We start from the raw sequence: 25,947 nt of genomic DNA, 5'->3' as shown, positions 1-25,947 counted from the left end.
GTATGCATAAATTAAATTTTGTAAGTTTTGGCGAAATTCTCTACGATGTATTTGACGGTAGAAAAATAGTTGGGGGAGCGCCGCTAAATGTAGCACTTCGCATGAATTCCTTTGGTCATCAAGTTTCTATGATCAGTAGTATTGGAGAAGATGAGGACGGAGCTAATTTGATTCAATATTTAAAAGAGAATCACATAAATACAGAAGGCATAACTACTGTAGATTATCCAACAGGATTGGTACAAGTTCATTTAGATGAGCGCAATACGGCTTCTTATACCATTAATTATCCTTCAGCTTGGGATAAAATTGAAGTTTCTGATGCAATGATTCAACTTGTGAAATCATGTGATGTATTCTTATATGGAAGTTTAGCTTGTAGAGATCATGTGTCTAAAAGGACACTCTTCAAATTATTGGGAGAAAGTTCATTCAATGTTTTTGATGTGAATTTAAGACCTCCACATTATGATGATGATACTGTTTTAGACTTAATGAAGTCAGCAGATCTTATCAAATTCAACCAGGAAGAAATTGAAGAATTTACGGCGGAAATGCATTTTTCATCAACAGATTTGAGTGAAGAAATAGAATTTGTAGCTGAAAAAACCGGTGCTAAAACCATCTGTGTTACGCTAGGAAAAGATGGAGCAGTACTTTGGCATGATAATCAATTTTTTAGAAATAATGGCTATGCAGTTAAAGTTGCAGATACTGTTGGAGCCGGAGATTCGTTCTTGGCTACTTTAATACACAATCTGAAAACTCAAACACCTCCTCAAGATTCGCTTGATGTAGCTTGTGCTGTAGGAAGTTTGGTAACTTCTAAAAGAGGTGCAAATCCGGTGATTCATTCTCATGAAATCTATGAAATGCTTCAAAAATAAGCAATTAAGATTCTTAGTGAAAAGCGACATCAATATGGTGTCGCTTTTTTTATGACCTAAATTCTTGTTAAATAACGAAATCTTAAAGTAAAGATGACTATTTAAGTTGTGAATTTATGGTAAATTAATATATATAAATCATGAGTACATTTGAAAATAGCACTATATTATAACTGGTGCGGCTATGGGACTTGGTTATGCTACTGCCGAAGTTTTGGCTAAAAAAGGAGCAAACCTAACCATTGTAGATTACAACGAGAAGGCTTTGGACAAAGCAAAAGAAGAGTTAGCAAAGCTTAATGAAAACATAGAAATATTAGCAGTAAAAGCAGATGTTTCTAATGAAGCGCAAGTGAAAAATTACGTTGATCAAACCGTTGAAAAGTTTGGTTCAATTGATGGATTTTACAATAACGCAGGTATCGAAGGTAAACAAGCATCAATGGTGGAGTATGACCTTGAAGTGTTCAAAAAAGTTGTTGACATCAACTTAATGGGAGTTTATTACGGATTGAAATACATTATTCCTATTATGCAGAAGCAAGGAAAAGGAAATATTGTAAACGTAGCTTCTGTTGGAGGTATTCGCGGAGTAGTGAATCAAACAGCTTATGTTGCTACCAAGCACGCTGTTGCAGGTATTACAAAAAATGCAGCAATAGAATATGGTAAAGATGGAATTATTACCAACGCTATTGCTCCGGGGGCAATTTTAACGCCAATGGTTGCAGAAGCTTTTAAACAAGTAAACCCGGAAGATCCTGCGGCGGCAGAAGCTCAATATGCTAGTAGAAACCCTACCAGAAGATTAGGAAAACCAGAAGAGGTAGGAGAACTAGTTTCTTTCTTGTTAAGTGATGCGTGTACCTATGTAAATGGGCAAATTATCGCTATTGATGGAGGAGAATCTAACCTTTATGGTAACGCATAAATTATTTAGTATTAATATTTTATAATTTGCAAAAAGCACTCAATTGAGTGCTTTTTTATTTTAAGACTTGTTAACTTCAAAATTCTTATACATTTCGTAATTTTGCAAAGTAATTATTCAGAATCATTCATTTCATGATATATCCTGCTATTCCGCTAGCGCAAACCATTCTTCAGCTTTTAAAAGCGCATCAACTTAAAAATATTGTGATTTCTCCAGGAAGTAGAAATGCTCCTTTAACTATTGGATTTTCACATGATGATTTTTTCAATTGTTATAGTATAGTTGATGAGCGATCGGCTGCTTTTTTTGCTTTAGGAATGGCACAACAAAATCAAACACCTACTGTGTTGGTGTGTAGTAGCGGTTCTGCTTTGTTAAATTATTATCCTGCTATTTCAGAAGCATTTTATAGTGATATCCCGTTAATTGTTCTTACTGCAGACAGACCTCCACATAAAATAGATATAGGTGATGGACAAACCATTAGACAAGAAAATGTCTTTGCAAACCACATTTTATATTCAGCGAATTTAAAATTAGATATTCCTTTTGAATTAAATATTTCGGGAGATGGGAAGCATCAATCGCTACCCATTATAAATTCATCCGAAGTAAATCAGAATTTTAACGAACAGGAAATAGCAAAAGCCATTCACACTGCAATTTTAGAGAAAGGTCCTGTGCACATTAATGCACCTTTTGAAGAGCCTCTATATCAAACTTTGGAGGCGCCAACCGTTTCTGTAAAAGAGTATCCAACTCCACATCCTCAGGAAATTATAAATCATGATGAAGTGGATGTTTTTATAAAAAATTGGAATTCAGCTAAGAAAAAGATGGTTTTAGTTGGGGTTTTGGCTCCAAACAGTTTGGAAGCAAACTATGTTGAATTATTAGCAAAAGATCCGTCTGTTTTAGTGTTTACAGAGACTACTTCAAATTTACATCATGAAAATTTCTTTCCGGGAATTGATAAAATTTTAGCTCCTGTTGAAAAGGATGAAGAAGAACTAAAAGCATTACAACCAGATATATTGTTGACCTTTGGTGGATTGGTAGTATCCAAAAAGATCAAAGCATTTTTAAGAACCTATAAACCGAAAAAGCATTTTCATGTAAATGAAAAGAAGGCTTATAATACTTTCTTTTGTTTGACAAGTCATTTTAAGTTACGTATCAATTCGTTTTTTGATTTAGTTTCAAACCAATTACAAAATGTAGAGAGTACTTATCAGCAACATTGGTTAGAAATTCAAGATAATAGAAGAACTGCACATGAAGCTTATTTAAAGGAAATAGGATATTCAGATTTTTTGGTATTTAATCAACTCTACCAACAACTACCTGAGCACATGCAATTGCAAATTAGTAACAGTTCTGCAATTCGTTACAATCAATTGTTTGAGATGGATGTAACTTGGGAAATATTCTGTAATAGAGGAACCAGTGGAATAGATGGAAGTACTTCAACAGCTGTTGGTGCTTCTCAAATTAGTCAAAAACCGGTAACGCTAGTTACAGGAGATCTTAGTTTTCTGTATGATAGTAACGGACTTTGGAATAACTACATCCCGAAAGATTTTACCATCATTTTAGTAAATAACGGTGGCGGCGGAATATTTAGAATTTTACCGGGAGATAAAAATACACCTGAGTTTGATACATTTTTTGAAACCATTCATCATAAAACCGGGGAGCAATTAGCAGAAATGTTTGGGTTTGAGTATAGTAATTGTTCAGATTTAGATCGGTTTTCAAAATTATTAGCTGTTCATTACGAATCAATTTCAGAAAGAACAAAACCAGTAATCTTAGAAGTATTTACTCCCAGACTTCAGAATGATGAAATTTTATTGAATTATTTCAAATTCCTCAAGCATAAATCTCTTGAAATAACCAAGAGCGAGCATTGGTCAATTCGTTGAAAATAGCATAGGGTCTTGGGCAAATGATTTTTTCAATATATGATCCTTCAAAATCAAATGAAGAACGATGTATGCTGATTACAGCAATTGCTTTGAGATTAAACAACATGGACTGAAGAACTAAATAGTCTGTAGGAAATACACTGTAAGAAAATTTTCTATTAGAGATAACACCAAAAGGCGTATGTTCACCGTAATATTTATTAAAAAGAAAGCATAACTCTTTACATGTATCAAATGTAACAGTTATGCCTTCATTAAACTCAGTGATCACATAGTTATCGAAGAAATAAAACGTACCATGTGTTGTGGTATGTTTTTTTATAAATACTCCATTACTTTTTGTTACCACGTTGTTCATCATAGCTTATAAAAGGGGTGTAAGGGATTAGCTAATGCTTACAAATGTAACATACGGTTTACAGTATCAAAGTCTTACATGTAAATTTTCGTTCATAGGAAAATTGTACCGACAAAGTGTAAAAGCAGGATAGGTTTTTCACTAGAAAAAAATCTTTTTTCGGGATAGTCATCAGATTCAATTACTTTTGCATAAAATAAAAAACAGCATGATAGCAATAGGCGAATTTCATAATTTAGAAATTTTAAGAGAAACATCCGTAGGATTGTTTTTGGGAGACGATAAAGGCAATGATATTTTATTACCTAATAAGTATGTACCAGATACTTTTGAGATTGGCGATGAAATTAGAGTTTTTGTATATCTAGATCATGAAGAAAGACCTATTGCAACTACATTAGAACCATTTATTTACTTAAATGATTTTGCACTGTTAAAAGCTGTAGAAGTCAATGATATTGGTGCTTTTGTAGATTGGGGATTAGAGAAGCACTTGTTTGTTCCGTTCCGTGAACAAGCTAGAAAAATGGAAGCTGGTAAGTGGTATTTGGTGCATTTGTATTTAGATGAACAAACCGACAGATTAGTTGGATCTAGCAAAACCAAAAACTTTATATCGAATGATGAATTAACTGTAAATCAGTTTGATGAAGTTGAATGTGTGGTCTCTCGTTATACCGACCTAGGAATCGAAGTAATCATCAATGCAAAACATAAAGGGCTTGTTTATAACAATGAGATTTTTGAAGATGTAAAACTCGGAGAAAGAAGAAAAGGAATTATCAAAAAAATTAGAGATGATCATAAAATAGATGTTTCTTTTCAACAAATCGGTTATAGAAATATAGAACCTACGGCTGCAAAAATTCTTGAGTTTTTAAATAGAAATAAAGGTTTTGTGGCTTTGCATGATAAAAGTTCACCAGAAGATATAGAAGCCATTTTAGGAATGAGTAAAAAGTCATTCAAAAAAGCGGTGGGGAGTTTGTACAAAAACCGACAAATAAAAATTGAACCAAACGGAATTCATTTGATAAAATAATAGCAAAGCCAATCTTATACAGATTGGCTTTTTTGTATCTTCTCGTAAATCTTTAGCATGAAATCAATTTTGAGTATTTTGCTGTGTTTCTATGCGTTTTTGGCAACTGTGAATGCGCAAGAAAGAGCAGATTCTTTCCGAATTATTTTTCTAGAAGGAAAAGTACCATTGGTTGTTGCGCACCGTGGTTTACATCAACAGTATCCTGAAAATTCGAGTACTTCTATAAAAGCTACCATTAATGATAAAATTCCAATACTAGAATTAGACGTAAGGGAAACAAAAGACGGAAATTTAGTGGTCTTGCACGACAAACGTTTGAACAGAACTACCACCGGAAAAGGAAAAGTAAAAAAGCATTCGTTGGCTTCAGTTCAGCAATTGAACTTGTTGCATCACGATTCCATAACAAATGAAAAGGTATTGAGTTTTAAAGAAGCTTTAGAGCTTGCCAAAAATGAAATTTTAATAGATATAGATTTCAAACCAAATTCTGAATGCTCTTTAAAAAAAGCTTTGCAAACCATCAAAGAGGTTGGTGTTGCTAAGCAAGTACTATTTTATGTGTATGATGATTATGAGTTGATAGACGCTATACATGCCTTTGATTCGGAGATTTTGGTAATGCCTAGAGCGCATTCAGCAAAAGATGTAGCAACACTTTTAAAACGAAATGATATTCATGTGATTCACATTGATGCTTCTTTTTATAGCGAAGCACTTGTAGCAAAAATGCATGCTAAGGGAATTCGGGTTTGGAGCAATGTTTTGGTTGAATTGGATGAAGATGGTGTTGAAGAGAATATTAATTTTGAAACTTTACTACCAAAAGGAGTAGATGTTATTCAAACAGATTATCCAATAGAATTATTGGAATATTTGGAAGAAAACTAAAAACACTGTTTGTAGAAGAAACTATTGTCCGTTTGAGCGGAGTCGAAAACTTATCGAAGTTCAAATTCAACAAGCTTCCGACTTCACCCAATAGACAAACTAATATTTTATAAAGAAAGTTTTTTCTTCAAGCTTTTTGGTAAAGCATCTTTATGGACCAAAACCGAAATAGATTTTAGCTGCATATACGCTTTGCTTACGTAGATATATCCACCGTTGGCCACTCGGTTTGGGTTGGTTCCCCAAGAGTTTTTTACTTTGTAATACACCGTTCCGTTTTGGTCTTTCACTTTCCCAACAATGTGCATCAAATGGTCATCAGTGGTATCAAAATTCTCAAATTCTTCCTGACGGAATTCCGGAGTAATTTCTTTTTCGGTTACAATTTCGGTATATCCTTTTTGGGTGTCAGCCATGTTTTGCGGAATAAATGCAACTCCATTTTTAGCTGAGAAAGTAGGTTCAGAAACATCCGTATCCCATTCCACCGTAAAACCATTATCCAATGCATTGTCAATAACGCTGATAAAATCATTCAACGGAACATTATACATGCTTCCATTCGAAAAATTATCAGGAATGTTCAAAACAAATGAACTGTAATAAGGTTGATGTGTGAAAGAAGTTATAGTCACATAATCGTCCATGTTCAATTTGGTCATTTCCAAAAAGCTTTCCGGCGTATATTTTTTTCCTTCAAAAGTAAATTCGGTTGGTTTTTCACCAAGGTATACATTTAAAATATTTTCAACGGCTGCTTTCCATTTTGGAGACAATTTTCCGGCCGGATTAGTAATAAAATTATCTAACATAGCTTTCAAGGTAGTTTCCAATTCGGTATGATTATATATGGTTTCATCGTAGACCAAACCACTAAAAGCTTCTTCGGTAACCAAACCATTTTCTTTTACAGAATTGATTACATCGTGCGCCAATCCACCTTGGCTAAACTGTGCTTTTCCTTGTCGCATTACATAATTCCACGCTTTTTTAGAATAGGTATTGCGTACATTATACATTTCGGAAACATCGATGTGTTTTCCGGTAAGTCGAATAATTTCAGACTCTAAAAATGAAGTTGTAGAAAAGCTCCAACATGTACCTGTAATGTCTTGACTTTTCACTTCGGTAGCGTCAAGATCAACAACTGGAGTAAATTTATATTCCTGAGCAAAAGCAAAAGTGCTTGATACTAAAAGAAATAGAGGAAAGATTAGTTTTTTCATGAAGTATTTTATTTTACTGAACAGTAGAAATAGATTAATTTTACGGTAAATTAACAAAATATGAGCGATATAAATTGGGTAACCGTAAAGGAATTTACCGATATAACTTATAAAAAATGTGATGGTGTAGCGCGTATTGCCTTCAACCGTCCTGAAGTTCGAAATGCTTTCCGTCCGCAAACAACCAAAGAATTGTACGAAGCTTTTTACGATGCCAATGAAGACACTTCTATAGGTGTGGTGTTGTTATCTGCCGAAGGTCCGTCTCCTAAAGATGGCGTGTATTCTTTCTGTAGTGGAGGCGATCAAAAAACCAGAGGAAAAGAAGGTTATGTGGGTGACGATGGTTATCACCGTTTGAATATTTTAGAAGTGCAACGATTGATTCGTTTTATGCCAAAAGCTGTGATTGCGGTTGTTCCGGGTTGGGCTGTTGGTGGCGGACACAGTTTACACGTGGTGTGCGATTTGACTTTGGCGAGTAAAGAACACGCTATTTTTAAACAAACCGATGCCGATGTAACTAGTTTTGATGGTGGTTATGGTTCTGCATATTTGGCAAAAATGGTAGGACAAAAGAAAGCGCGTGAAATTTTCTTTTTAGGTAGAAATTACTCAGCTCAAGATGCGTACGAAATGGGAATGGTGAATGCTGTAATTCCGCATGCTGAATTAGAAGATACTGCCTATGAATGGGCGCAAGAAATTTTGGCAAAATCACCAATTTCTATCAAAATGCTAAAATTCGCTATGAATTTAACAGACGACGGAATGGTAGGGCAACAAGTGTTTGCTGGTGAAGCTACTCGTTTAGCGTATATGACAGACGAAGCAAAAGAAGGAAGAAATGCGTTTTTAGAAAAACGTAAACCAAACTTCGAGAAAAAATACATTCCTTAATAGAAGATTTATGAAACATTGGCTACAAGCCGCTCGTTTACGCACATTGCCGTTATCGTTATCAGGAATTCTGGTGGGTACGGCAATTGCTGTATCATACGGGCATTTTAATACGACAATTTTTGTATTGGCCTTGCTAACAACGGTTGGTTTTCAGGTACTGTCTAACTTTGCTAATGACTATGGTGACGGTGTAAAAGGAACCGATGCCAAAAGAACCGGAGAACAGCGTATGGTTGCCGCAGGAGTGATTACGGCTGAGCAAATGAAGAAAGGAATGATAGTGGTAACTATTATCACTTTAATCATTGCACTCGGATTGATTTATGCCGCATTCGGAATGGAGAATTTTGGGTATTCGGTACTGTTTTTCTTCTTAGGAGTTGCATCGATCGTGGCGGCTATTAAATATACGGTAGGGAAATCTGCTTACGGATATTCTGGTTTTGGCGATTTATTTGTCTTTATCTTTTTTGGATTGGTCAGTGTTATAGGTTCGTTCTTTTTATATGTACATACTTTTGATTGGAAAGTGGTTTTACCGGCCGTTTCAGTCGGCTTATTGAGTATTGCTGTATTGAATTTGAACAATATGCGCGATCGTGAAAACGATATTAAATCGGGGAAGCATACATTGGTAGTGAGAATGGGCGCAGAAATGGCTAAGTTTTATCATTATTATTTATTGATATTAGCCATGATATTAATGATGTGCTATTCCATTCTTTCCTGGGATACCACTTGGGAAATTATGTATGTAGTGGCATTCATTCCGTTAATAAAGCATATGATCACCGTTAAAAAAAACAAAGAAGAACATTTGTTAGATGGCGAATTGAAGAAAGTAGCACTCAGTACTTTTTTGATGTCGATTCTCTTTTTAGTGGGGCAGTTCCTCAATTTTTAAAGAAAGATTAACAGTGGGTAGCTTGTAGTTTCAGGCTTAAAAACGGATATTTTTAACAAGTTTAAATTCAAAAAAATCTTAGTATGAAAATTACCTATTACGGTCAGAATTCATTGTTTATAGAAGTTGCAGGAAAAACAATTATGGTAGATCCTTTTATTTCTGGGAATGAAAATTTGAAAGGAATCATTACTGCCGAAGATATTAAAGTAGATTATATTTTACTAACGCATGCCCATCAAGATCATGTGTTAGATGTAGAAACTATTGCGAAGAATAACGAAGAAACCGTGATTGTTTCCAATGCCGAAATTGCTTCGTATTATGGTGAAAAAGGTTTCAAAGCTCATGGAATGAACCACGGTGGAAGTTGGGAGTTCGATTTTGGAAAAGTAAAATATGTAATTGCACATCACTCATCTACATTTCCTGATGGAGCGAGTGGTGGTTTACCAGGCGGATTTGTAATGCAAGCGGGTGGTAAAACTGTTTACATTGCAGGAGATACTTCTTTAACGATGGATATGAAGTTAATTCCGATGTTTTTTACTTTAGATTTAGCCATTTTACCAATTGGAGATAATTACACCATGGGGCCAGATGAAGCCGTAGTAGCGGCCGAATTTGTAGAATGTGACAAAATTCTAGGTTGTCATTATGATACCTTTGGTTTGATAGAAATAGATCATTCCAAAGCTTTAGAGACATTTAAGGCAAAAAACAAAGAATTGCTGTTGTTAGATTTAGGAGCTTCTATTGAAGTATAAAAAGATAGAAAAGAATAATTTTAAAAACCTTCTGACTTCATTTTCAGGAGGTTTTTGATTGTATTTTGTTAAATAATTAACAAATAATGAGTGAAGTTATGTTGAGCCTAGTATATTTGCCTCGACCCTTTATCTATTTTTTATGTTTAAGTTTACCCCTGAAGTTGATTCTTATGTCGACTATGTACCAAAAATGCTCAATGAAATTGAAGGTTATGCTATTATACTTCTAGATATAGATGGAAATATAGTAAACTGGAATAAAGGAGCAGAACGAATCAAAGGCTACTCAGCTAGAGAAATTATCGGAAAAAATTTTCGCAGATTCTATCCCCAACGTGATTTGGATTTTGGCAAACCTGATGTAATTTTAGAAAAAGCTCACCTAGAAGGTAGGGCCGAAGACGAAGGTTATCGTGTTAAGAAAGACGGTTCTCTTTTTTGGGGAAGTGTTACCATAACAGCAATTCATAATGATGAAAACGTAGTAACCGGCTATGTAAAACTAACTAGAGATCTTACCGAAAGAAAATTAGCCGAGGAAGCACTTATAAATCACACCAAAGAGATAGAACAAAAAAACAAGGAGCTTGAACAATACACGTATATAGCTTCGCATGATTTGCAAGAACCATTGCGTACAGTTACCAATTTTGTGAAACTTTTTGAAGAGGAATATCAGCAACAGTTAGATGATACTGGCATGTTGTATTTAGATTTTATTTCCAAAGCAACAGGACGAATGAGTGAGCTTGTAAAAGGCTTGTTAGATTACTCAAGAATTGGTCAAAAAAAGAATTTGGAAGTTGTAAATTGTAAGGAATTAGTTTTAAATATCGTAGATGATCTATCTGAATTAATTGAAGATAACAATGCTAAAATCCTTGTTGATGAATTGCCAGAAATAAAAGCATATAGTATAGAGTTACGTTTGTTATTTCAAAATTTGATTTCTAATGCAATTAAGTTTAGAAAACCAGATATAGCTCCAAAAATTATTATTTCTGCTCAGCTAAAACGCGACGGTTGGGAGTTTTATGTTAGAGATAACGGTATTGGAATTGAAGAGCGTTATTTGGATCGTATTTTTGTAATGTTTCAAAGATTACATGAACGTGAAGAGTATGATGGTACCGGTATTGGATTAGCACATTGTAAAAAAATTGTTGAGTTACATCAAGGAAAAATATCGGTTATATCCAAGATAGGAAAAGGTAGTACATTCTATTTCACTCTTAAACCTGTTGAATAATGAAAAAGCTTAAAAATATATTATTGGTTGATGATGATATCGCTACAAACTTCATAAATAAAAAGATTATTAACGATAGTCATTGTGCAGAACACGTGGATGCCGTAACAAGCGGTAAAGCCGCACTTGATTATTTAGTTTCAAAAACTGAGAACTTAGATCAACCAGAACTCATTTTTTTAGATATCAATATGCCGGCTATGAACGGTTGGGAATTTTTAGAAGAGTACAAGAAGCTCAAGGATTCTCAAAAGGCAAAAATTATTATCGTCATGTTAACTACATCTTTGAATCCTGATGATTATGATAAGGCAAAAGAGATTCCCGAAATTGATGATTTTAAAAATAAACCTTTAAACAATCAGGCTATAGAAGATATCATGACCAAATACTTTCCGGAATCTTAATACTTCATTTTAATGATAATAAGTACCTTTAGCTTTTATTAGAATTATGAAGGCTGAATACAAAAAATATATACTCAATTTCAAACGCCCCAGTGGAACTTCCAGGGGCGTTCTTACTACCAAAGAAACCTGGTTTCTTATTCTTTCTGAAGATAACAACATAGGTGTAGGAGAATGTGGAATTCTTAGAACCTTAAGTTTTGATGACCGTCCAGATTATGAGCAAAAGCTCAAATGGGTTTGTGAGCATATTTATCTTGGAGAGAAGGAATTGCTACTCCAGTTAGAGGATTTTCCATCCATTCAATTTGGATTAGAACAAGCATTTTTATCCCTAAAATCAAAATCTAAGTTTGAACTTTTTCCGTCGGAATTCACCAATGGAAAAACAGCAATTCCTATAAATGGACTTGTTTGGATGGGTGAGAAAGAATTCATGAAATCTCAAATAGAAGAGAAGCTTAAAGCTGGCTTTGATTGTATCAAACTAAAAATTGGCGCTATTGATTTTGATGCTGAATTAGATTTGTTAAAATACATTCGTTCACAGTTTACTTCTGATGAAATTGAAATAAGAGTGGATGCAAATGGAGCGTTTCAACCTAAAAATGCTTTGGAAAAACTCAAGAGATTGTCAGAGTTTGAATTACACTCAATTGAACAACCTATAAAAACAGGTCAAGTTCAGGAAATGGCAAAACTCTGCGAAACTACACCATTGGATATTGCTTTGGATGAAGAATTAATAGGTGTAACATCTTTCAACAAAAAACAACAAATAGTGACCGAAATTCAACCACAATACATCATTCTAAAACCTAGTTTAATTGGAGGTTTTCAAGGTTCTAAAGAGTGGATTGAATTGGCAGAAAAAAACAGTATGGGTTGGTGGATTACCAGTGCGCTAGAAAGTAATGTAGGTTTAAATGCCATAGCGCAGTTCACTTATACGCTAAATAGTAAAATGCCACAAGGATTGGGAACAGGTTCGCTGTATACCAATAATTTTGATTCACCATTAGAAGTGAAGCAAGGAACATTAACTTATGATCCTAATAAGGATTGGAATTTTAATTTAATATAAGCATGTACATAAAACAAGCGCTGCATGGCAGACATGATTGGTGGTTATACCTTTTAGGAGCCATTGTAATTTTTATTGCATGGCAAGTTGTTGGAGCATTACCATTAGGAGGATATGTAGCTTTAAAAGCCATGCAAGAAGGTAGTTTTCCTACCACCATGAGTGAGATCATTGACGTTATTGGTAAAAACTCGTTCTTAGTTTTAAGTATCGTAAGTTTTGCTATTGGCTTAATTACCTTGTTCTTGTGGGTGAAATACGTGCACAAATTTTCATTATTAAAATTAACTACTTCAAGAAATCGAATTGACTTCAAACGTATTGGAATTGGTTTTTTAATGGTTTCGGTAGTTAATATTTCTTTGGTTCTTTTAGATTATTGGTTGTCACCTGGAGACTATGTTTTTAATTTTCAATTGCAACCATTTTTAATTCTGTGCGCTATAGCATTTCTATTATTACCATTGCAAACAAGTTTTGAAGAATATCTGTTTAGAGGATATTTAATGCAGGGATTGGGAGTAATTTCAAAAACTAAATGGTGGCCATTGATAGTAACGTCTGTAATATTTGGTTTAATGCATATTTTTAATCCGGAATTAGACAAACTAGGCTATTTGATTCTGGTATATTATATCGGTACGGGCTTCTTTCTAGGTATTTTAACCTTGATGGATGAAGGTATGGAACTTTCACTAGGCTATCATGCAGGAAACAATATTATTGGTGCTTTATTAATCACCTCTGATTGGTCGGCTATTCAAACCGATTCTATTCTTGTAGATGTTTCAGATCCATCATTAGGATTCGATGTTTTTACTCCAGTATTTATTCAAGCAATTATTTTGTTATTTTTTGCTAAAATTTTCAAATGGAAAGGGTGGAAGGAGAAATTGTTTGGTAACTTGCAGTAACTTTAACATGACTACTAACTGTAAAATAAAGAACAATGCAAATTCCAAATTTCAAAAATGTTCACAACAGATTTAAATTAAACGGATATCATTTCACCAGAGAACAATTAAACGACGTAGCATACACGTTTATAAAGGAAGGAAAACCCAGTGAAGTATCGGTAGGTAATTTTTTGTTAGATTGGCTAGATGATAGTGAATATGTAACGGTGAAAACTTCAGGCTCTACTGGAAAACCAAAATCCATTCAGATCGAAAAGAACAAAATGGTAAATTCTGCCATCGCTACAGCCAATCATTTCAAATTGGAAGTAGGAGATAGAGCATTACATTGTTTATCGGCTGATTATATTGCTGGAAAAATGATGTTGGTTAGAGCGTTAATTCTTGGATTAGAAATAGACATTGTTCCGCCAGACAGATATCCTTTAATGTATAATGAAAAGGAGTATGATTTCTGTGCTATGGTTCCAATGCAAGTGCAATCCTCTTTGGATGAATTGAACCGAGTTAAAAAACTGATCGTTGGTGGTGCTCAAATGAAACCAAGTTTAAAGTCAGAATTACAAAAAGTTTCAACGTATGTTTATGAAACATACGGAATGACGGAAACCATAACACATATCGCTGCCAGAAAAGTTAACAAGTTTAAAAAAGGTAAAGAAAACCCATATTTCAAAGCACTTCCAGGAGTTACTTTGAAGACAGATGAACGTGGATGTTTGGTGATTCATGCGCCACAAATTTCAGATGAAGAAGTTGTGACCAATGATGTTGTAAATATTATCACACACAAAAAGTTTGAATGGCTGGGAAGAATAGACAATACCATTAATAGTGGCGGAATTAAATTATTTCCAGAGCGTGTAGAAGCAAAATTAAACACGATTACAAAACCATTTTTTGTAACTGGAATTCCAGATGAAACATTGGGAGAAAAATTAGTGGTAGTTGTAGAAGGAAAAGCTGAACTTGCTCAAGACGTAAAAGAACAAGTAGCTGCGGCTGATCTTGAAAGATACGAAGTACCCAAAGATGTGGTAATGTTACCTAAGTTTATAAGAACCGCAAATGATAAAATTCAGCGTTCAGAGACTGCAGCGTTGATTCATTCATAAATACATACTCATTGAAAAGTGAGTTTTACGAGTAATTTGTTTCAGTTTGCTCAATGCTCGTTTTATACAAAATCTTGGCTTTGTAGTTTTATTTCAAATAAAAATAAAAACTATGAAGCCATTTTTTTATCTCCTCATGTTATTGCTGACATCATCAGTTTTTGCTCAGCAAACTCCAGAAGTTAAGTATTGCGAGACTATCACTTGTTATAAAGTTTCAGCAGATGAATTTACAATGAATACATTGCAAGATGTGTTTAATGCCCTCTACGCTAAGGTTCCAGGAATTCAAATCTACAATAAACAAATAGGGCAAACTCCTGTTTTCCGAATTCGAAATGAAGAAAATCACATTGTTTATATAGACGGTGTGCGCACTACTATGGAGGTTTTTCAAGCATTAAATCCTTCAGATATAGAAAGTATTACCGTGTTGCCCAATGCAAATGCATCTGTTATTCCAGTGCTAACTCAAAATCTGTAAATCATGAAAAGAATTATATCCATTATTATGGTGAGCCTATTTGTAACGTTAGGTTTTGCCCAAGAAAAATTAATTACCGGAAAAGTTGTAGCTGCCTCAGATGCCAATCCTATTCCCGGAGTTAACGTTTTCATCAAAGGAAGTCAAACAGGAGTTCAAACCGATTTTGATGGAATTTATGCTATAGAAGCAAAAGAAGGGGATGTGTTAGTTTTTTCTTTTCTAGGATTTAGTACTGCTGAAATGGAAGTGAAAAAGGGAAATGTAATCAATGTAAGTTTACAACCTGATATATCGACTTTAGATGAAGTTGTGGTGGTAGGTTATGCAACACAAAGAAGAATGGAAGTTACAGGGGCTGTTACAACGGTTTCGAGTAGTAGAAAATCTAAGAGAAAGAATGCCAATGTTGATCAAGCGTTACAAGGACGAGTGGCAGGTGTCAATGTACAAACAGGACAAGGTACTCCAGGATCGGCAAAGACGATTAAAATTAAAGGAGTTGGTGCTATTAAGAATGCCAAACCCTTGTACGTGGTAAATGGAGTTCCGGTTTCAGAATATAAATTTCAACAGATAAGTACAGATTCAATCAATTCTATAAATGTCTTAAAAGATGCTTCAGCGACGTCAATTTATGGAGGTAGAGGTGTCAACGGAGTTGTCATTATAACTACAAAAGATGAAGAAAAGCATCAGAAAAAAGAACCTTTATACATTGTAGACGGAAAACCTATCGACAAAGGGAATAATCTTTTAATTGAAAAATTACCAGAGAAAGAAATCAAATCGAAATCAAAATTAGACTCGAAAGAAGCGAAAGAAAAATACGGGAAATTAGCCAAACACGGTTGCATAATCATTGATACGCAATTAGGGAATTTTCAAATTTTAGAGAATGAAAGTTATGCTGTGATTCACGAAAATCCGTTTGAAAATGTAAGGTCGAAACCACTTTCAACCTTTTCTATTGATGTTGATAAAGCAGGCTATAGCAATATCAGAAGAATGATCAATAACGGAATGTCCATTCCGGCTGATGCTGTAAAGATTGAAGAAATGATCAATTATTTCGATTATGATTATCCACAACCGACTGATGAGCATCCGTTTTCCATCACTACCAATGTAGCCAAAACTCCCTGGAACGAAGCTACCAAATTAGTAAGAGTTGGGCTCAAAGGAAAGGAATTTCAGAATGATGATTTGCCTGCTTCCAATTTGACATTTTTGATTGATGTTTCGGGGTCTATGAATAGTCAAAATAAATTACCATTGTTAAAGCAAGCCTTCAAACTATTGGTAAATCAATTACGGGAAAAGGATAAAGTTGCCATTGTGGTTTACGCGGGCGCAGCGGGTATGGTGTTGCCTCCAACGAATGGCGATCAAAAAGAAAAAATATTGCAAGCCTTAGACAATTTACAAGCGGGCGGTTCTACAGCTGGTGGTGCAGGAATTGAATTGGCTTACAACACGGCTATGGAAAACTTCAAAAAGAAAGGAAATAACCGAGTGATTTTAGCCACAGATGGCGATTTTAATGTAGGCGCTTCTTCAGATAAAGCCATGGAAGATTTGATAGAAGAAAAAAGAAAAAGTGGCGTGTTTTTATCGGTGTTAGGTTTCGGAATGGGTAATTACAAAGACTCAAAACTTGAAACCTTAGCCGATAAAGGAAATGGAAATCATGCGTATATAGACAATATGCAGGAAGCTCAAAAAGTTTTTGGCAAGGAATTTGGAGGTACGCTATATACCATTGCAAAGGATGTGAAAATTCAGGTTGAATTCAATCCAAAAAAAGTTCAGGCATATCGATTGATTGGTTATGAAAACCGAATGTTAGCTGCGGAAGATTTTACAGATGATACCAAAGATGCAGGTGAATTAGGAGCGGGGCATACGGTAACCGCGTTGTACGAAGTGATTCCTGTGGGGGTAGAAAGTGAATATCTAAGAGATGTTCCCGATTTGAAATATGCAGATAAAAAGATTGAAAATAACTACAACGACGAGTTGTTTACAGTCAAATTTCGATATAAAAAACCGAATGGCGATACAAGTATTGAAATGGTGCAAGTGCATAAAGATGAAGTGAAGACCATGCCAGATGATTTCAGTTTTGCAGCTGCAGTAGCATTATTTGGAATGGAATTAAAAGGTTCTTCCTTTGATAACAATGCCGATGTTAGTCAGGTTATTCAATTAGCAGACCAGGGCAAAGCAAAAGATAAAGACGGCTACCGATCAGAGTTTATAAGATTGGTAAAGTCAGTTCAAAATTTATAAAAATTAAGGGTTCGGGGAAAATAGTCTCAAAACACAAGAAGCAGTATATGATGAGTGAGTTTTGAGACTATTTTATTTTTATAAAATCCTTAGTTTAAATATCTACAACTTTTTAGCAGAAACGCTACGTTTATTTAGTGCTAACTTTCAAAACATTTGTACATTTGTTATAACTGATATCTAATTAAGTTTAGATAAATCTAAAATAATTAGGTAAAAAGTAGCTGATTACAAAAGCAGCGTAAGTTCAAAATATTGTAATCAGAATAATAGACTAATATATAGATACCAAATAAACGTATTATGAATCAATATGATGTAGCCGTTATCGGCTCGGGTCCCGGTGGTTATGTAGCCGCTATTCGTTGCGCACAGCTAGGGATGAAAACTGCCATTATAGAAAAATATAGCACTCTTGGAGGAACTTGTTTAAACGTAGGATGTATTCCTTCGAAAGCGTTGTTAGACTCTACACACCATTTTCACGATGCTGTAAAACATTTTGAAGAGCACGGAATCGAAATTTCAGGAGAAGTGAAAGCTAATCTTGAAAAAATGATTGCGCGTAAACAAGGTGTTGTAGATCAAACCACCAAAGGAATAGAATTCTTGATGGGAAAAAACAATATTGATGTATATCAAGGTGTTGGTAGTTTTGTAGACGCTACTCATATCCAAATAGCTAAGGCAGACGGAGAAACTGATAAGATTGAAGCAAAACATACTATTATTGCTACAGGTTCTAAGCCTTCATCTTTGCCGTTTATAGATATTGATAAAGAAAGAGTAATCACTTCTACCGAAGCTTTAAAATTGAAAGAAGTTCCAAATCACCTGGTAATTATTGGTGGTGGAGTTATTGGTTTAGAGCTTGGACAAGTATACAGCCGTTTAGGAGCTCAGGTTTCTGTGGTTGAGTTTATGGACAGAATTATTCCTGGTATGGATGGTGCTTTGTCTAAAGAATTAACCAAAGTATTGAAAAAGCAAGGATTTAAATTCTACACTTCTCACAAAGTAAAAGAAGTTACCCGCCAAGGTGACACAGTTACCGTGAAGGCAGATGATAAAAAAGGAAACGAAGTAGTTTTTGAAGGTGATTACTGTTTAGTTTCTGTGGGGCGTAAACCTTACACAGACGGATTGAATGCAGAAGCTGCCGGAGTAAATTTAACCGATAGAGGTCAGATTGAAACCAATGATCATTTACAAACATCTGCTGCAAATATTTATGCAATTGGTGATGTTGTTAAAGGAGCAATGTTGGCACACAAAGCTGAAGAAGAAGGAGTAATGGTTGCTGAAATTTTAGCCGGACAAAAACCACATATTGATTATAACTTAATTCCTGGTGTTGTGTACACTTGGCCAGAGGTTGCGGCTGTTGGTAAAACAGAAGAGCAGTTAAAAGCCGATGGTGTAAAATACAAATCGGGTCAATTCCCAATGCGCGCTTTAGGTAGAGCTAGAGCAAGTATGGACACCGATGGTTTTATCAAAATTTTAGCTGATGAAGCTACCGATGAGGTTTTAGGAGTGCACATGATTGGTGCCAGAGTAGCCGATTTAATTGCAGAAGCAGTTACTGCTATGGAATTTAGAGCGTCTGCTGAAGATATTTCTAGAATGAGTCATGCACACCCAACGTATGCAGAGGCTGTGAAAGAAGCTGCTTTAGCGGCTACAGATAACAGACCTTTACATACCTAAGGTTTAAAATATATTACATTTGAAAGGCTGTCCTCGGGCAGCCTTTTTAATTACAATGATTATGAAAACACTTTTTACCAATATTAAAGAGCTTATTCAGATTCGTGAAAATGGAGAAGAAAAAATTTCCGGAGCGGATATGAAAATCTTACCGTCTATCAAAAATGCCTTTCTTTTAGTAGAAGATGAGGTAATTGTTGATTACGGTGCTATGGCCGATTTAGGAATTTTAGAAGCGGATCATGTCGAAGATTGTACCGGAAAAATTGTGTTACCAGCTTGGTGCGATAGTCATACGCATTTGGTCTATGCGGGTAACAGAGAGCAAGAATTTGTAGACAGAATCAACGGTTTGAGCTATGAAGAAATAGCGAATAGAGGAGGAGGAATTTTAAATTCAGCTAAAAAACTTCAGGAAACTTCTGAAGAAGATTTATACCAGCAATCTAAAGAACGTTTAGAAGCTGTGATGCAAATGGGAACCGGAGCTATCGAAATTAAATCGGGTTATGGGTTAACTACTGAAGCCGAATTGAAAATGCTTCGTGTTATTAAAAGATTGAACGAAGAATTTCCGCTACCAATCAAAGCTACTTTTTTAGGAGCACATGCTTTTCCACCAGAATATAAAGAAGATCAAGAAGCGTATATTGATGTTATTATTAATGAAATGTTGCCGAAAGTGGCTTCGGAAGGCTTGGCAGATTTTGTAGATGCTTTTTGCGAAACTGGTTATTTTTCAGTCGCACAAACAGAAGGCATTATGGAAGCTGCTCAAAAATACGGTCTACCTTCAAAAATACATGTGAATCAATTCACGGTAATTGATGGAATTGAGGCCTGTGTAAAACACAATGCACTATCGGTTGATCATTTAGAAGTTTTAGAAGACAAGGATATAGAAGTACTTAAAAATTCTAGTACGATGCCGGTTGCTTTGCCAACTTGTTCGTATTTTATTTCCATTCCGTATACGCCTACAAGAAAACTAATGGATGCAGGTTTGCCGTTGGCTTTAGCAACGGATTACAATCCTGGAACTACGCCAAGTGGCAATATGAATTTTGTAGTTGCTACTGCTTGCATCAAAATGAAAATGACTCCAGAAGAAGCTATCAACGCAGCTACTTTAAACGGAGCCTATGCCATGGATTTGGCTAAAGACTATGGAAGCATTACCAAAGGTAAAAAAGCGAATATTTTAGTAACCAAGGAGATTCCGTCTTACTATTATTTGCCCTATGCTTTCGGAGATCATTTGCTAGAAAAGGTAATGATTCACGGAACATTTATATAAAACAAAAACGGTGATAAGATTGCTTATCACCGTTTTCTTTTTTTTTTTTCTTCTGCAATTTTTCTATAATTTTTTCAATTAATCCAAAGTAAAATCTGTAGTTCCTAATGGATTTAATTGAGCGTCATATAGCGTAACTTGATAATTTCCTTCAGGAAATTCTTCTCCCGGTTTGTTGATATATTCACAAACATCTAACGTTGAGTTCTCATAATAGAAGTTAGATACTTTACTGTACAGGATAGGTTCTTTTTCTTCCACCGTAGCTGATGATGCATTATCACCCAAAATAGTTCCGTTAGGGTCTACTACTTGAATATAGAATGCTTTGTCTTCTGCGGTAGCAATTTTATTAGGAGCAACCGTAAAACAAACTTTTATTTTATCAGCTCTTTTTGCTTTGTTAACAGATTTTGTTTTACCACTGTTTCTAACTTTAATAGCATCAATATTCAATTTAGCTAAATTCAAAGCAGCTCCCATTTTAACTACATCTGATAGCTTTGTATTTTGGGTTACTAAAGAATCAGAAAATACAATTTGCTCATCCAGAGCAGTAACTGTACTGTCTCTTTGCATGGTAATGTATTTATTAGCTTTTTCAAGAGAATCTACACGAGCCATCAAATCTTCTTTTTGCTTTCTTAGCGAGTAAGCCCAACCTTTAAACTTTTCTAAGTTTGCAACCGAAGTTTCAAGTGATCCAATGGAATCAATGTATACTTGGATTTCGGCCATAGCTTTGTCTAATTCCATGTTCAAAGAATCCTTAGTGCCTTTTTCTGCTGCTAATTCTTCACGATAATTTTCGAGCTCTTTTTTAAGTTCTGTTTTTTGATTTTCTAAATTTGCTTCAGTCTTTTTGTTTTCACTATATTGTGAATACGCAAAAAAGCCTAGTCCAATTAAGGCAACTACTAGTACTATAGCAATTGCTTTCAACGCAGTGTTGTTACTTTTTTCTGCCATAAGTTGTTTCTTTTGGTTTGTGCTAAGAAAAATTAATTAATCATGAGTCTAAATGGTTTTAACATAAATTATAAACCATCTTGTGCGAATTTAACAAAATAATAATTGCCAATAGTGGATTAAGGCTATTTAATTTAAACTAAGTTTGTAAGACTTAATATTGCATTTCATGAATAAACTTGTTACCTATAATTTGCCGAAAATAAATAGTTTTATTCGTCACCGAAAGGGCGAAGTAAAGTTTGGTGAAAAGGTTGGTTATGTGCACGATAATGATTCTTTGGATAGCCAATTCGAGGTTTCTAAAGCTTCTTATGTTTTATTAGGAATCCCGGAAAATATAGGGATCAAAGCTGGGTTGGGTGAGAAAGATGCAACATTTACCTGGAATGCTACCTTAAAAACATTATTAAATACGCAAAACAATAAGTTTAACAAAGGAAAAAAACTATTGATTCTTGGGCATCTAGACTTTTCAGAAGAGGCTCAAAAAGTGGCTGACCTAGATGTGAATTCAGAAGAGGGCCATAAAGCAGTAAAGCAAATTGTAGATGCAATAGATAAAGAAGTTACCTTTTGGATTCATAAGATTGTAGGTTGTGGTAAAATTCCAATTATCATAGGTGGCGGTCAAAATAACGCCTACGGAATTATCAAAGGTTGTGCTTTGGCTAAAAATATGGCCTTAAATGTGATTAATTTTGATGCACATTCAGATTTACTTAAAATGAATGGTCGTCATAGTGGAAACGGTTTCAGTTATGCTTTGAAGGAAGGGTTTCTTAAGAGGTATTACATTTTTGGTTTGCAGGAAAACCATATTCCAAAATATGTATTATCGAACATTAAGAAGAACAAGTCAAATATTAAATACACTACGTTTGAAGAATTGTTTATCAGGTATGAAAAAGGAATTGATTTTGAACTGAACAAAGCTTTTGAATTTTTGAAAACTTCGGCTTATGGTTTAGAAATAGATTGCGATGCCATTACCAATTTTCCAACAGATGCAACAAGCATGAATGGTTTTACAACTAGAGAAGTTAGAAAAGCTGTAGCAATGCTAAGCTCCAATGAAAACACAACCTACCTTCATATTTCTGAAGCCACTCCAGATCCTGAAAATAAAACTGAATTGCAGCAAGTGGGAACGTTTATATCTTGTTTGATTACCGATTTTATTCGATAATTACTTCTTGTCAGAATCATTAAAAAGGGCTTTCATGACAATTTGCAAGCCTTTAAATGCTTGGTAGACTCCAATAAAACAGATTAAAATTCCAATAATTAATACCGGAATAAACAATGGTTTGTCGGTGTTTTTAAAACTGGAATGGATTACAATTGGCCCCAGGAAAAATAAACTAACCATGGCAACCATGCGGGTTACTCCTTTTTTTATCAGTTCTCTATTGCTGTGTTCTGTAGGCATCTATCGCGTTTCTTACGTTTTTGTGTTTGTTTAAAAGCTCAGCAGCGGTTGATTCAGAAACTGGAATTTGTTCCATAATCATACGAATTCCACGCGCTACTAATTTGTCATTACTCAATTGCATGTCTACCATTTTGTTTCCTTTTACATGTCCTAATTGAATCATGGTAGTGGTCGAAATCATATTCAGAACTAATTTCTGAGCGGTTCCTGCTTTCATACGAGAACTTCCGGTAACAAACTCAGGGCCTACCACAACTTCAATAGGAAATTGAGCAGCTTTGGCTAACGGACTTCCTTCGTTGCAAGTAATACAACCTGTCACGATGTTTTCAGTATTGCATTTTTCCAACGCAGCAATCACATACGGAGTTGTTCCTGAAGCCGCAATACCTACTACAACATCCTCATTAGAAATATTGTAGTCTTGTAGATCTTTCCAACCTTGTTCAGTATTATCTTCTGCATTTTCAACAGCTTTTCTAATCGCCGTATCACCACCAGCAATGAGTCCAACCACTTTATCAAAAGGAACTCCAAAAGTAGGAGGGCATTCAGATGCATCTACAACACCCAAACGTCCGCTAGTACCTGCGCCCATGTAAAATAAACGTCCGCCAGTTTTCAGTTTTAGAACAATTTGTTGAACCAAAGCTTCAATTTGCGGAATGGCTTTTTCCACTGCATTTGGGACTGTTTTATCTTCGTTGTTGATGTTACTTAAAAGTTCTCTTACGCTCATGTTTTCTAACTGATCGTAATTCGAATCTTTTTCGGTGGTTTTTTCAAAATTCATAAAGCAAAAATACAATTTAGGAAAAGGAAATCCATAAAAAAAGCGGCTGTAAAATCAGCCGCTTTCTATTTATGAGTAAGATATCATTTATAATGAATCGATAATTTCATTTAGAGTAGCACTTGGTCTCATAGCTGCAAAAGTAGCTTCGGTATTTGGTTTGTAATATCCACCAATATCCATAGATTTTCTTTGAACAGCGATTAATTCCTCTGCAATTGTAGCTTCGTTTGCGGCCATTTTAGCAAAAACATTCGAGAATAAAGTTTTTAATTCTTCATCCTTGTTTTGGTTTGCCAATGCTTCAGCCCAATACATCGCTAAATAGAAGTGACTTCCTCTGTTATCAAGTTCGTTTACTTTTCTAGAAGGTGACTTGTCATTTTCTAAGAATTTTTCAGTAGCAACATCTAAGGCTTCCGCTAAAACAATAGCTTTTGCATTGTCATAGGTTTGTCCTAAATGCTCTAAAGAAACTCCTAATGCTAAGAACTCACCTAAAGAATCCCAACGTAAGTGGTTTTCTTCTGTAAACTGATCAACGTGTTTTGGAGCAGATCCACCAGCACCAGTTTCAAATAATCCACCACCGTTCATCAACGGAACAATAGAAAGCATTTTAGCAGAAGTACCAACTTCTAGAATTGGGAAAAGGTCTGTAAGATAATCTCTTAACACGTTTCCGGTAACCGAAATAGTATCTAAACCTTTTACAATTCTTTCTAGAGAAAATTGAGTTGCTTCAACTGGCGCTAAAATTTTAATTTCTAATCCAGTAGTATCATGATCTTTTAAATACGTTTCTACTTTTTCGATCAATTGTGCATCGTGCGCTCTGTTTTTATCTAACCAGAAAATTGCAGGAACTCCAGTAGCTTTTGCTCTATTTACACCAAGTTTAACCCAGTCTTGAATAGGAGCATCTTTCACTTGACACATTCTGAAAATGTCTCCGGCTTCAACAGCTTGTTCCATTAAAACAGTTCCATTTCCGTCTGTTACTTTAACAGTACCAGCGCTAGCTAATTGGAAAGTTTTATCGTGAGAACCGTATTCTTCAGCTTTTTTAGCCATTAAACCAACGTTAGAAACGCTACCCATGGTAGTAGGATCTAAGGCTCCGTTAGTTTTACAGAAGTCGATAGTTGCTTGGTAAACACCCGCATAACATCTGTCTGGGATAATAGCTTTGGTATCTTGAGATTTTCCGTCTTTGTTCCACATCTGACCAGAGTTTCTGATCATTGCTGGCATAGACGCATCGATAATTACATCTGATGGAACGTGAAGGTTGGTAATTCCTTTATCAGAATTTACCATGGCTAAATCTGGTCCGTTGGTAATGGCAGCAGCTAAGGCAGCTTCTACTTCAGCTTGTTTTTCGTGACCGTCAATTTTAGCATATACATCACCTAAACCGTTTTTAGTATCTATACCTAATTCTTTGAAAAGAGCAGCGTATTTTTCAAAAACGTCTTTAAAGTATACTTCAACAAAAGCACCAAAAATTAAAGGATCTGAAACCTTCATCATAGTAGCTTTCATGTGAACAGAGAATAATACTCCACTTGCTTTGGCATCTGCAACTTCTTTAGCAATAAAAGTTTTTAATTTGCCCATGCTCATTACAGAGCTATCAATAATTTCTCCTGCTTCTAATGGAGACGCACCTTTTAATTCGGTAGTCGTTCCATCAGTTCCTTCAAAAGAAATGGTAAAAGTAGTAGCTGCAGGTATAGTTACAGATTTTTCGCTTCCGTAGAAATCACCTTCGTCCATAGAAGCAACGTGTGATTGAGAATCTGCTGTCCAAGCACCCATACTATGTGGATGTGCTTTTGCGTAATTTTTAACAGCTTTAGGCGCTCTACGATCTGAGTTTCCTTCTCTTAAAACCGGGTTTACAGCCGAACCTAAAACCTTAGCATATTTTGCTTTGATGGTTTTTTCTTCGTCTGTTTTTGGGTCTGATGGATAATTAGGAAGGTCGAAACCTAAAGCTTGTAATTCTTTGATTGCAGCAGTTAACTGAGGAACTGAAGCAGATATATTTGGTAATTTAATAATATTAGCTTCCGGAGTAGTAGCCAAAGCTCCTAATTCTGCAAGCGCATCTGGAACTTGTTGGTCTGCCGGTAGCATGTCTGAAAAGTTAGCTAAAATTCTTCCAGCTAAAGAAATGTCTTTTGTTTCAAATTCGATGCCTGAAGATTTAGTGAACGCCTGTATAATAGGCAAAAACGAATGTGTAGCCAGCATCGGAGCCTCATCCGTTATGGTGTACATTATTTTAGAGTTTGACATATGAGTGATTATATTGGTATAAATATTTCAAATGGAAACAAATAT

General features: G+C 35.1%; 24 protein-coding genes. 18 read left to right on the top strand and 6 right to left on the bottom strand.

Annotation, left to right across the window (positions count from 1 at the left end; genetic code table 11):
- The first annotated feature begins 2 nt into the window (after window positions 1-2).
- The 3 genes from BM383_RS07905 to menD all read left to right on the top strand — a co-directional run bounded on the left by BM383_RS07905 (window position 3) and on the right by menD (window position 3,746).
- A complete protein-coding gene (locus tag BM383_RS07905; RefSeq protein ID WP_093024584.1) occupies window positions 3-887 on the top strand; it encodes a carbohydrate kinase family protein in 885 nt (294 codons plus the stop codon).
- 184 nt (window positions 888-1,071) lie between these two features.
- On the top strand, window positions 1,072-1,818 hold the full coding sequence (locus tag BM383_RS07900; protein WP_093024583.1) for an SDR family oxidoreductase: 747 nt from the start codon (window positions 1,072-1,074) through the stop codon (window positions 1,816-1,818).
- A 134-nt stretch (window positions 1,819-1,952) separates the two neighbouring features.
- Window positions 1,953-3,746 carry a 2-succinyl-5-enolpyruvyl-6-hydroxy-3-cyclohexene-1-carboxylic-acid synthase gene (gene menD, locus BM383_RS07895; protein WP_093024582.1) on the top strand — a complete coding sequence of 598 codons (1,794 nt, stop codon included), beginning with the start codon at window positions 1,953-1,955 and terminating at the stop codon, window positions 3,744-3,746.
- On the opposite strand, the gene BM383_RS07890 is transcribed toward menD, so the two are convergent.
- Window positions 3,694-4,110: a hypothetical protein gene (locus BM383_RS07890; protein ID WP_093024581.1), complete on the bottom strand. Its 417-nt coding sequence runs from the start codon at window positions 4,108-4,110 to the stop codon at window positions 3,694-3,696. The two genes, menD and BM383_RS07890, sit on opposite strands and share 53 nt — an antisense overlap.
- 205 nt (window positions 4,111-4,315) lie before the next feature.
- On the opposite strand from BM383_RS07890, the gene BM383_RS07885 reads away from it, so the two are divergent.
- Window positions 4,316-5,149: a CvfB family protein gene (locus BM383_RS07885; RefSeq protein WP_093024580.1), complete on the top strand. Its 834-nt coding sequence runs from the start codon at window positions 4,316-4,318 to the stop codon at window positions 5,147-5,149.
- 57 nt (window positions 5,150-5,206) lie between these two features.
- A complete protein-coding gene (locus tag BM383_RS07880) occupies window positions 5,207-6,043 on the top strand; it encodes a glycerophosphodiester phosphodiesterase family protein (RefSeq protein WP_093024579.1) in 837 nt (278 codons plus the stop codon).
- A gap of 107 nt (window positions 6,044-6,150) precedes the next feature.
- On the opposite strand, the gene BM383_RS07875 is transcribed toward BM383_RS07880, so the two are convergent.
- The gene (locus tag BM383_RS07875) at window positions 6,151-7,269 is read right to left on the bottom strand and encodes a C1 family peptidase (protein ID WP_093024578.1); all 1,119 of its coding nucleotides are present in this window, start codon (window positions 7,267-7,269) and stop codon (window positions 6,151-6,153) included.
- A 60-nt stretch (window positions 7,270-7,329) separates the two neighbouring features.
- Between BM383_RS07875 and BM383_RS07870 the strand changes: the two genes are divergently transcribed.
- The 12 genes from BM383_RS07870 to hutI all read left to right on the top strand — a co-directional run bounded on the left by BM383_RS07870 (window position 7,330) and on the right by hutI (window position 20,401).
- Entirely contained in the window at window positions 7,330-8,169 is an 840-nt protein-coding gene (locus BM383_RS07870) for a 1,4-dihydroxy-2-naphthoyl-CoA synthase (RefSeq protein WP_093024577.1), read from the top strand.
- A gap of 10 nt (window positions 8,170-8,179) precedes the next feature.
- Window positions 8,180-9,076, top strand: a complete 897-nt coding sequence (gene menA / locus BM383_RS07865) for a 1,4-dihydroxy-2-naphthoate octaprenyltransferase (RefSeq protein WP_093024576.1) — start codon at window positions 8,180-8,182, stop codon at window positions 9,074-9,076.
- Window positions 9,077-9,159: 83 nt separating this feature from the next.
- A complete protein-coding gene (locus BM383_RS07860; RefSeq protein WP_093024575.1) occupies window positions 9,160-9,843 on the top strand; it encodes a metal-dependent hydrolase in 684 nt (227 codons plus the stop codon).
- 142 nt (window positions 9,844-9,985) lie between these two features.
- A complete protein-coding gene (locus BM383_RS07855) occupies window positions 9,986-11,095 on the top strand; it encodes a sensor histidine kinase (protein ID WP_218157920.1) in 1,110 nt (369 codons plus the stop codon).
- Window positions 11,095-11,502, top strand: coding sequence for a response regulator (locus BM383_RS07850; protein WP_093024574.1), 408 nt, complete (start codon window positions 11,095-11,097; stop codon window positions 11,500-11,502). The genes BM383_RS07855 and BM383_RS07850 overlap by 1 nt, the downstream gene beginning before the upstream one ends.
- A 46-nt stretch (window positions 11,503-11,548) precedes the next feature.
- A complete protein-coding gene (locus BM383_RS07845; RefSeq protein ID WP_177229086.1) occupies window positions 11,549-12,586 on the top strand; it encodes an o-succinylbenzoate synthase in 1,038 nt (345 codons plus the stop codon).
- Between the two features lie 2 nt (window positions 12,587-12,588).
- Complete coding sequence (locus BM383_RS07840) at window positions 12,589-13,500, top strand: CPBP family intramembrane glutamic endopeptidase (protein ID WP_093024572.1); 912 nt, start codon at window positions 12,589-12,591, stop codon at window positions 13,498-13,500.
- Window positions 13,501-13,535: 35 nt separating this feature from the next.
- Window positions 13,536-14,618, top strand: a complete 1,083-nt coding sequence (locus BM383_RS07835; protein ID WP_093024571.1) for an AMP-binding protein — start codon at window positions 13,536-13,538, stop codon at window positions 14,616-14,618.
- Between the two features lie 112 nt (window positions 14,619-14,730).
- Window positions 14,731-15,102: a TonB-dependent receptor plug domain-containing protein gene (locus BM383_RS07830; RefSeq protein ID WP_093024570.1), complete on the top strand. Its 372-nt coding sequence runs from the start codon at window positions 14,731-14,733 to the stop codon at window positions 15,100-15,102.
- A gap of 3 nt (window positions 15,103-15,105) precedes the next feature.
- On the top strand, window positions 15,106-17,394 hold the full coding sequence (locus tag BM383_RS07825; RefSeq protein WP_245766550.1) for a VWA domain-containing protein: 2,289 nt from the start codon (window positions 15,106-15,108) through the stop codon (window positions 17,392-17,394).
- Between the two features lie 303 nt (window positions 17,395-17,697).
- Entirely contained in the window at window positions 17,698-19,104 is a 1,407-nt protein-coding gene (gene lpdA / locus BM383_RS07820) for a dihydrolipoyl dehydrogenase (RefSeq protein ID WP_093024569.1), read from the top strand.
- 61 nt (window positions 19,105-19,165) lie between these two features.
- Window positions 19,166-20,401, top strand: a complete 1,236-nt coding sequence (hutI, locus tag BM383_RS07815) for an imidazolonepropionase (protein WP_093024664.1) — start codon at window positions 19,166-19,168, stop codon at window positions 20,399-20,401.
- A gap of 78 nt (window positions 20,402-20,479) precedes the next feature.
- On the opposite strand, the gene BM383_RS07810 is transcribed toward hutI, so the two are convergent.
- Window positions 20,480-21,370 (bottom strand): hypothetical protein, encoded by an 891-nt coding sequence (locus tag BM383_RS07810; RefSeq protein ID WP_093024568.1) that lies wholly within the window; start codon window positions 21,368-21,370, stop codon window positions 20,480-20,482.
- A gap of 169 nt (window positions 21,371-21,539) precedes the next feature.
- Here BM383_RS07810 and BM383_RS07805 point away from each other — a divergent pair, with 169 nt between their 5' ends.
- Complete coding sequence (locus tag BM383_RS07805) at window positions 21,540-22,559, top strand: arginase family protein (RefSeq protein ID WP_093024567.1); 1,020 nt, start codon at window positions 21,540-21,542, stop codon at window positions 22,557-22,559.
- On the opposite strand, the gene BM383_RS07800 is transcribed toward BM383_RS07805, so the two are convergent.
- From BM383_RS07800 to BM383_RS07790, 3 genes are all read right to left on the bottom strand, one after another.
- A complete protein-coding gene (locus BM383_RS07800) occupies window positions 22,560-22,802 on the bottom strand; it encodes a DUF6095 family protein (RefSeq protein WP_093024566.1) in 243 nt (80 codons plus the stop codon).
- Window positions 22,780-23,598: an N-acetylmuramic acid 6-phosphate etherase gene (gene murQ, locus BM383_RS07795; protein WP_093024565.1), complete on the bottom strand. Its 819-nt coding sequence runs from the start codon at window positions 23,596-23,598 to the stop codon at window positions 22,780-22,782. The genes BM383_RS07800 and murQ overlap by 23 nt, the downstream gene beginning before the upstream one ends.
- 87 nt (window positions 23,599-23,685) lie before the next feature.
- Window positions 23,686-25,902, bottom strand: coding sequence for an NADP-dependent isocitrate dehydrogenase (locus tag BM383_RS07790; RefSeq protein WP_093024564.1), 2,217 nt, complete (start codon window positions 25,900-25,902; stop codon window positions 23,686-23,688).
- Window positions 25,903-25,947: the final 45 nt, after the last annotated feature.

The organism is Pustulibacterium marinum (genome assembly GCF_900116665.1).
Lineage (GTDB): Bacteria > Bacteroidota > Bacteroidia > Flavobacteriales > Flavobacteriaceae > Pustulibacterium > Pustulibacterium marinum.
The sequence above is the reverse complement of the archived record's forward strand: the minus strand, read 5'-3'. Positions and strand labels throughout refer to the sequence as shown.

Coding starts and splice junctions, on each gene's coding strand:
- BM383_RS07810 (WP_093024568.1), bottom strand. CDS start 21,370: ATGGCAGAAAAAAGTAACAACACTGCGTTGAAAGCAATTGCTATAGTA.
- BM383_RS07890 (WP_093024581.1), bottom strand. CDS start 4,110: ATGATGAACAACGTGGTAACAAAAAGTAATGGAGTATTTATAAAAAAA.
- BM383_RS07830 (WP_093024570.1), top strand. CDS start 14,731: ATGAAGCCATTTTTTTATCTCCTCATGTTATTGCTGACATCATCAGTT.
- BM383_RS07855 (WP_218157920.1), top strand. CDS start 9,986: ATGTTTAAGTTTACCCCTGAAGTTGATTCTTATGTCGACTATGTACCA.
- BM383_RS07860 (WP_093024575.1), top strand. CDS start 9,160: ATGAAAATTACCTATTACGGTCAGAATTCATTGTTTATAGAAGTTGCA.
- BM383_RS07850 (WP_093024574.1), top strand. CDS start 11,095: ATGAAAAAGCTTAAAAATATATTATTGGTTGATGATGATATCGCTACA.
- BM383_RS07845 (WP_177229086.1), top strand. CDS start 11,549: ATGAAGGCTGAATACAAAAAATATATACTCAATTTCAAACGCCCCAGT.
- BM383_RS07900 (WP_093024583.1), top strand. CDS start 1,072: ATGGGACTTGGTTATGCTACTGCCGAAGTTTTGGCTAAAAAAGGAGCA.
- BM383_RS07835 (WP_093024571.1), top strand. CDS start 13,536: ATGCAAATTCCAAATTTCAAAAATGTTCACAACAGATTTAAATTAAAC.
- BM383_RS07805 (WP_093024567.1), top strand. CDS start 21,540: ATGAATAAACTTGTTACCTATAATTTGCCGAAAATAAATAGTTTTATT.
- BM383_RS07870 (WP_093024577.1), top strand. CDS start 7,330: ATGAGCGATATAAATTGGGTAACCGTAAAGGAATTTACCGATATAACT.
- BM383_RS07905 (WP_093024584.1), top strand. CDS start 3: ATGCATAAATTAAATTTTGTAAGTTTTGGCGAAATTCTCTACGATGTA.
- menA (WP_093024576.1), top strand. CDS start 8,180: ATGAAACATTGGCTACAAGCCGCTCGTTTACGCACATTGCCGTTATCG.
- BM383_RS07800 (WP_093024566.1), bottom strand. CDS start 22,802: ATGCCTACAGAACACAGCAATAGAGAACTGATAAAAAAAGGAGTAACC.
- BM383_RS07825 (WP_245766550.1), top strand. CDS start 15,106: ATGAAAAGAATTATATCCATTATTATGGTGAGCCTATTTGTAACGTTA.
- hutI (WP_093024664.1), top strand. CDS start 19,166: ATGAAAACACTTTTTACCAATATTAAAGAGCTTATTCAGATTCGTGAA.
- BM383_RS07790 (WP_093024564.1), bottom strand. CDS start 25,902: ATGTCAAACTCTAAAATAATGTACACCATAACGGATGAGGCTCCGATG.
- BM383_RS07885 (WP_093024580.1), top strand. CDS start 4,316: ATGATAGCAATAGGCGAATTTCATAATTTAGAAATTTTAAGAGAAACA.
- BM383_RS07875 (WP_093024578.1), bottom strand. CDS start 7,269: ATGAAAAAACTAATCTTTCCTCTATTTCTTTTAGTATCAAGCACTTTT.
- lpdA (WP_093024569.1), top strand. CDS start 17,698: ATGAATCAATATGATGTAGCCGTTATCGGCTCGGGTCCCGGTGGTTAT.
- BM383_RS07840 (WP_093024572.1), top strand. CDS start 12,589: ATGTACATAAAACAAGCGCTGCATGGCAGACATGATTGGTGGTTATAC.
- murQ (WP_093024565.1), bottom strand. CDS start 23,598: ATGAATTTTGAAAAAACCACCGAAAAAGATTCGAATTACGATCAGTTA.
- BM383_RS07880 (WP_093024579.1), top strand. CDS start 5,207: ATGAAATCAATTTTGAGTATTTTGCTGTGTTTCTATGCGTTTTTGGCA.
- menD (WP_093024582.1), top strand. CDS start 1,953: ATGATATATCCTGCTATTCCGCTAGCGCAAACCATTCTTCAGCTTTTA.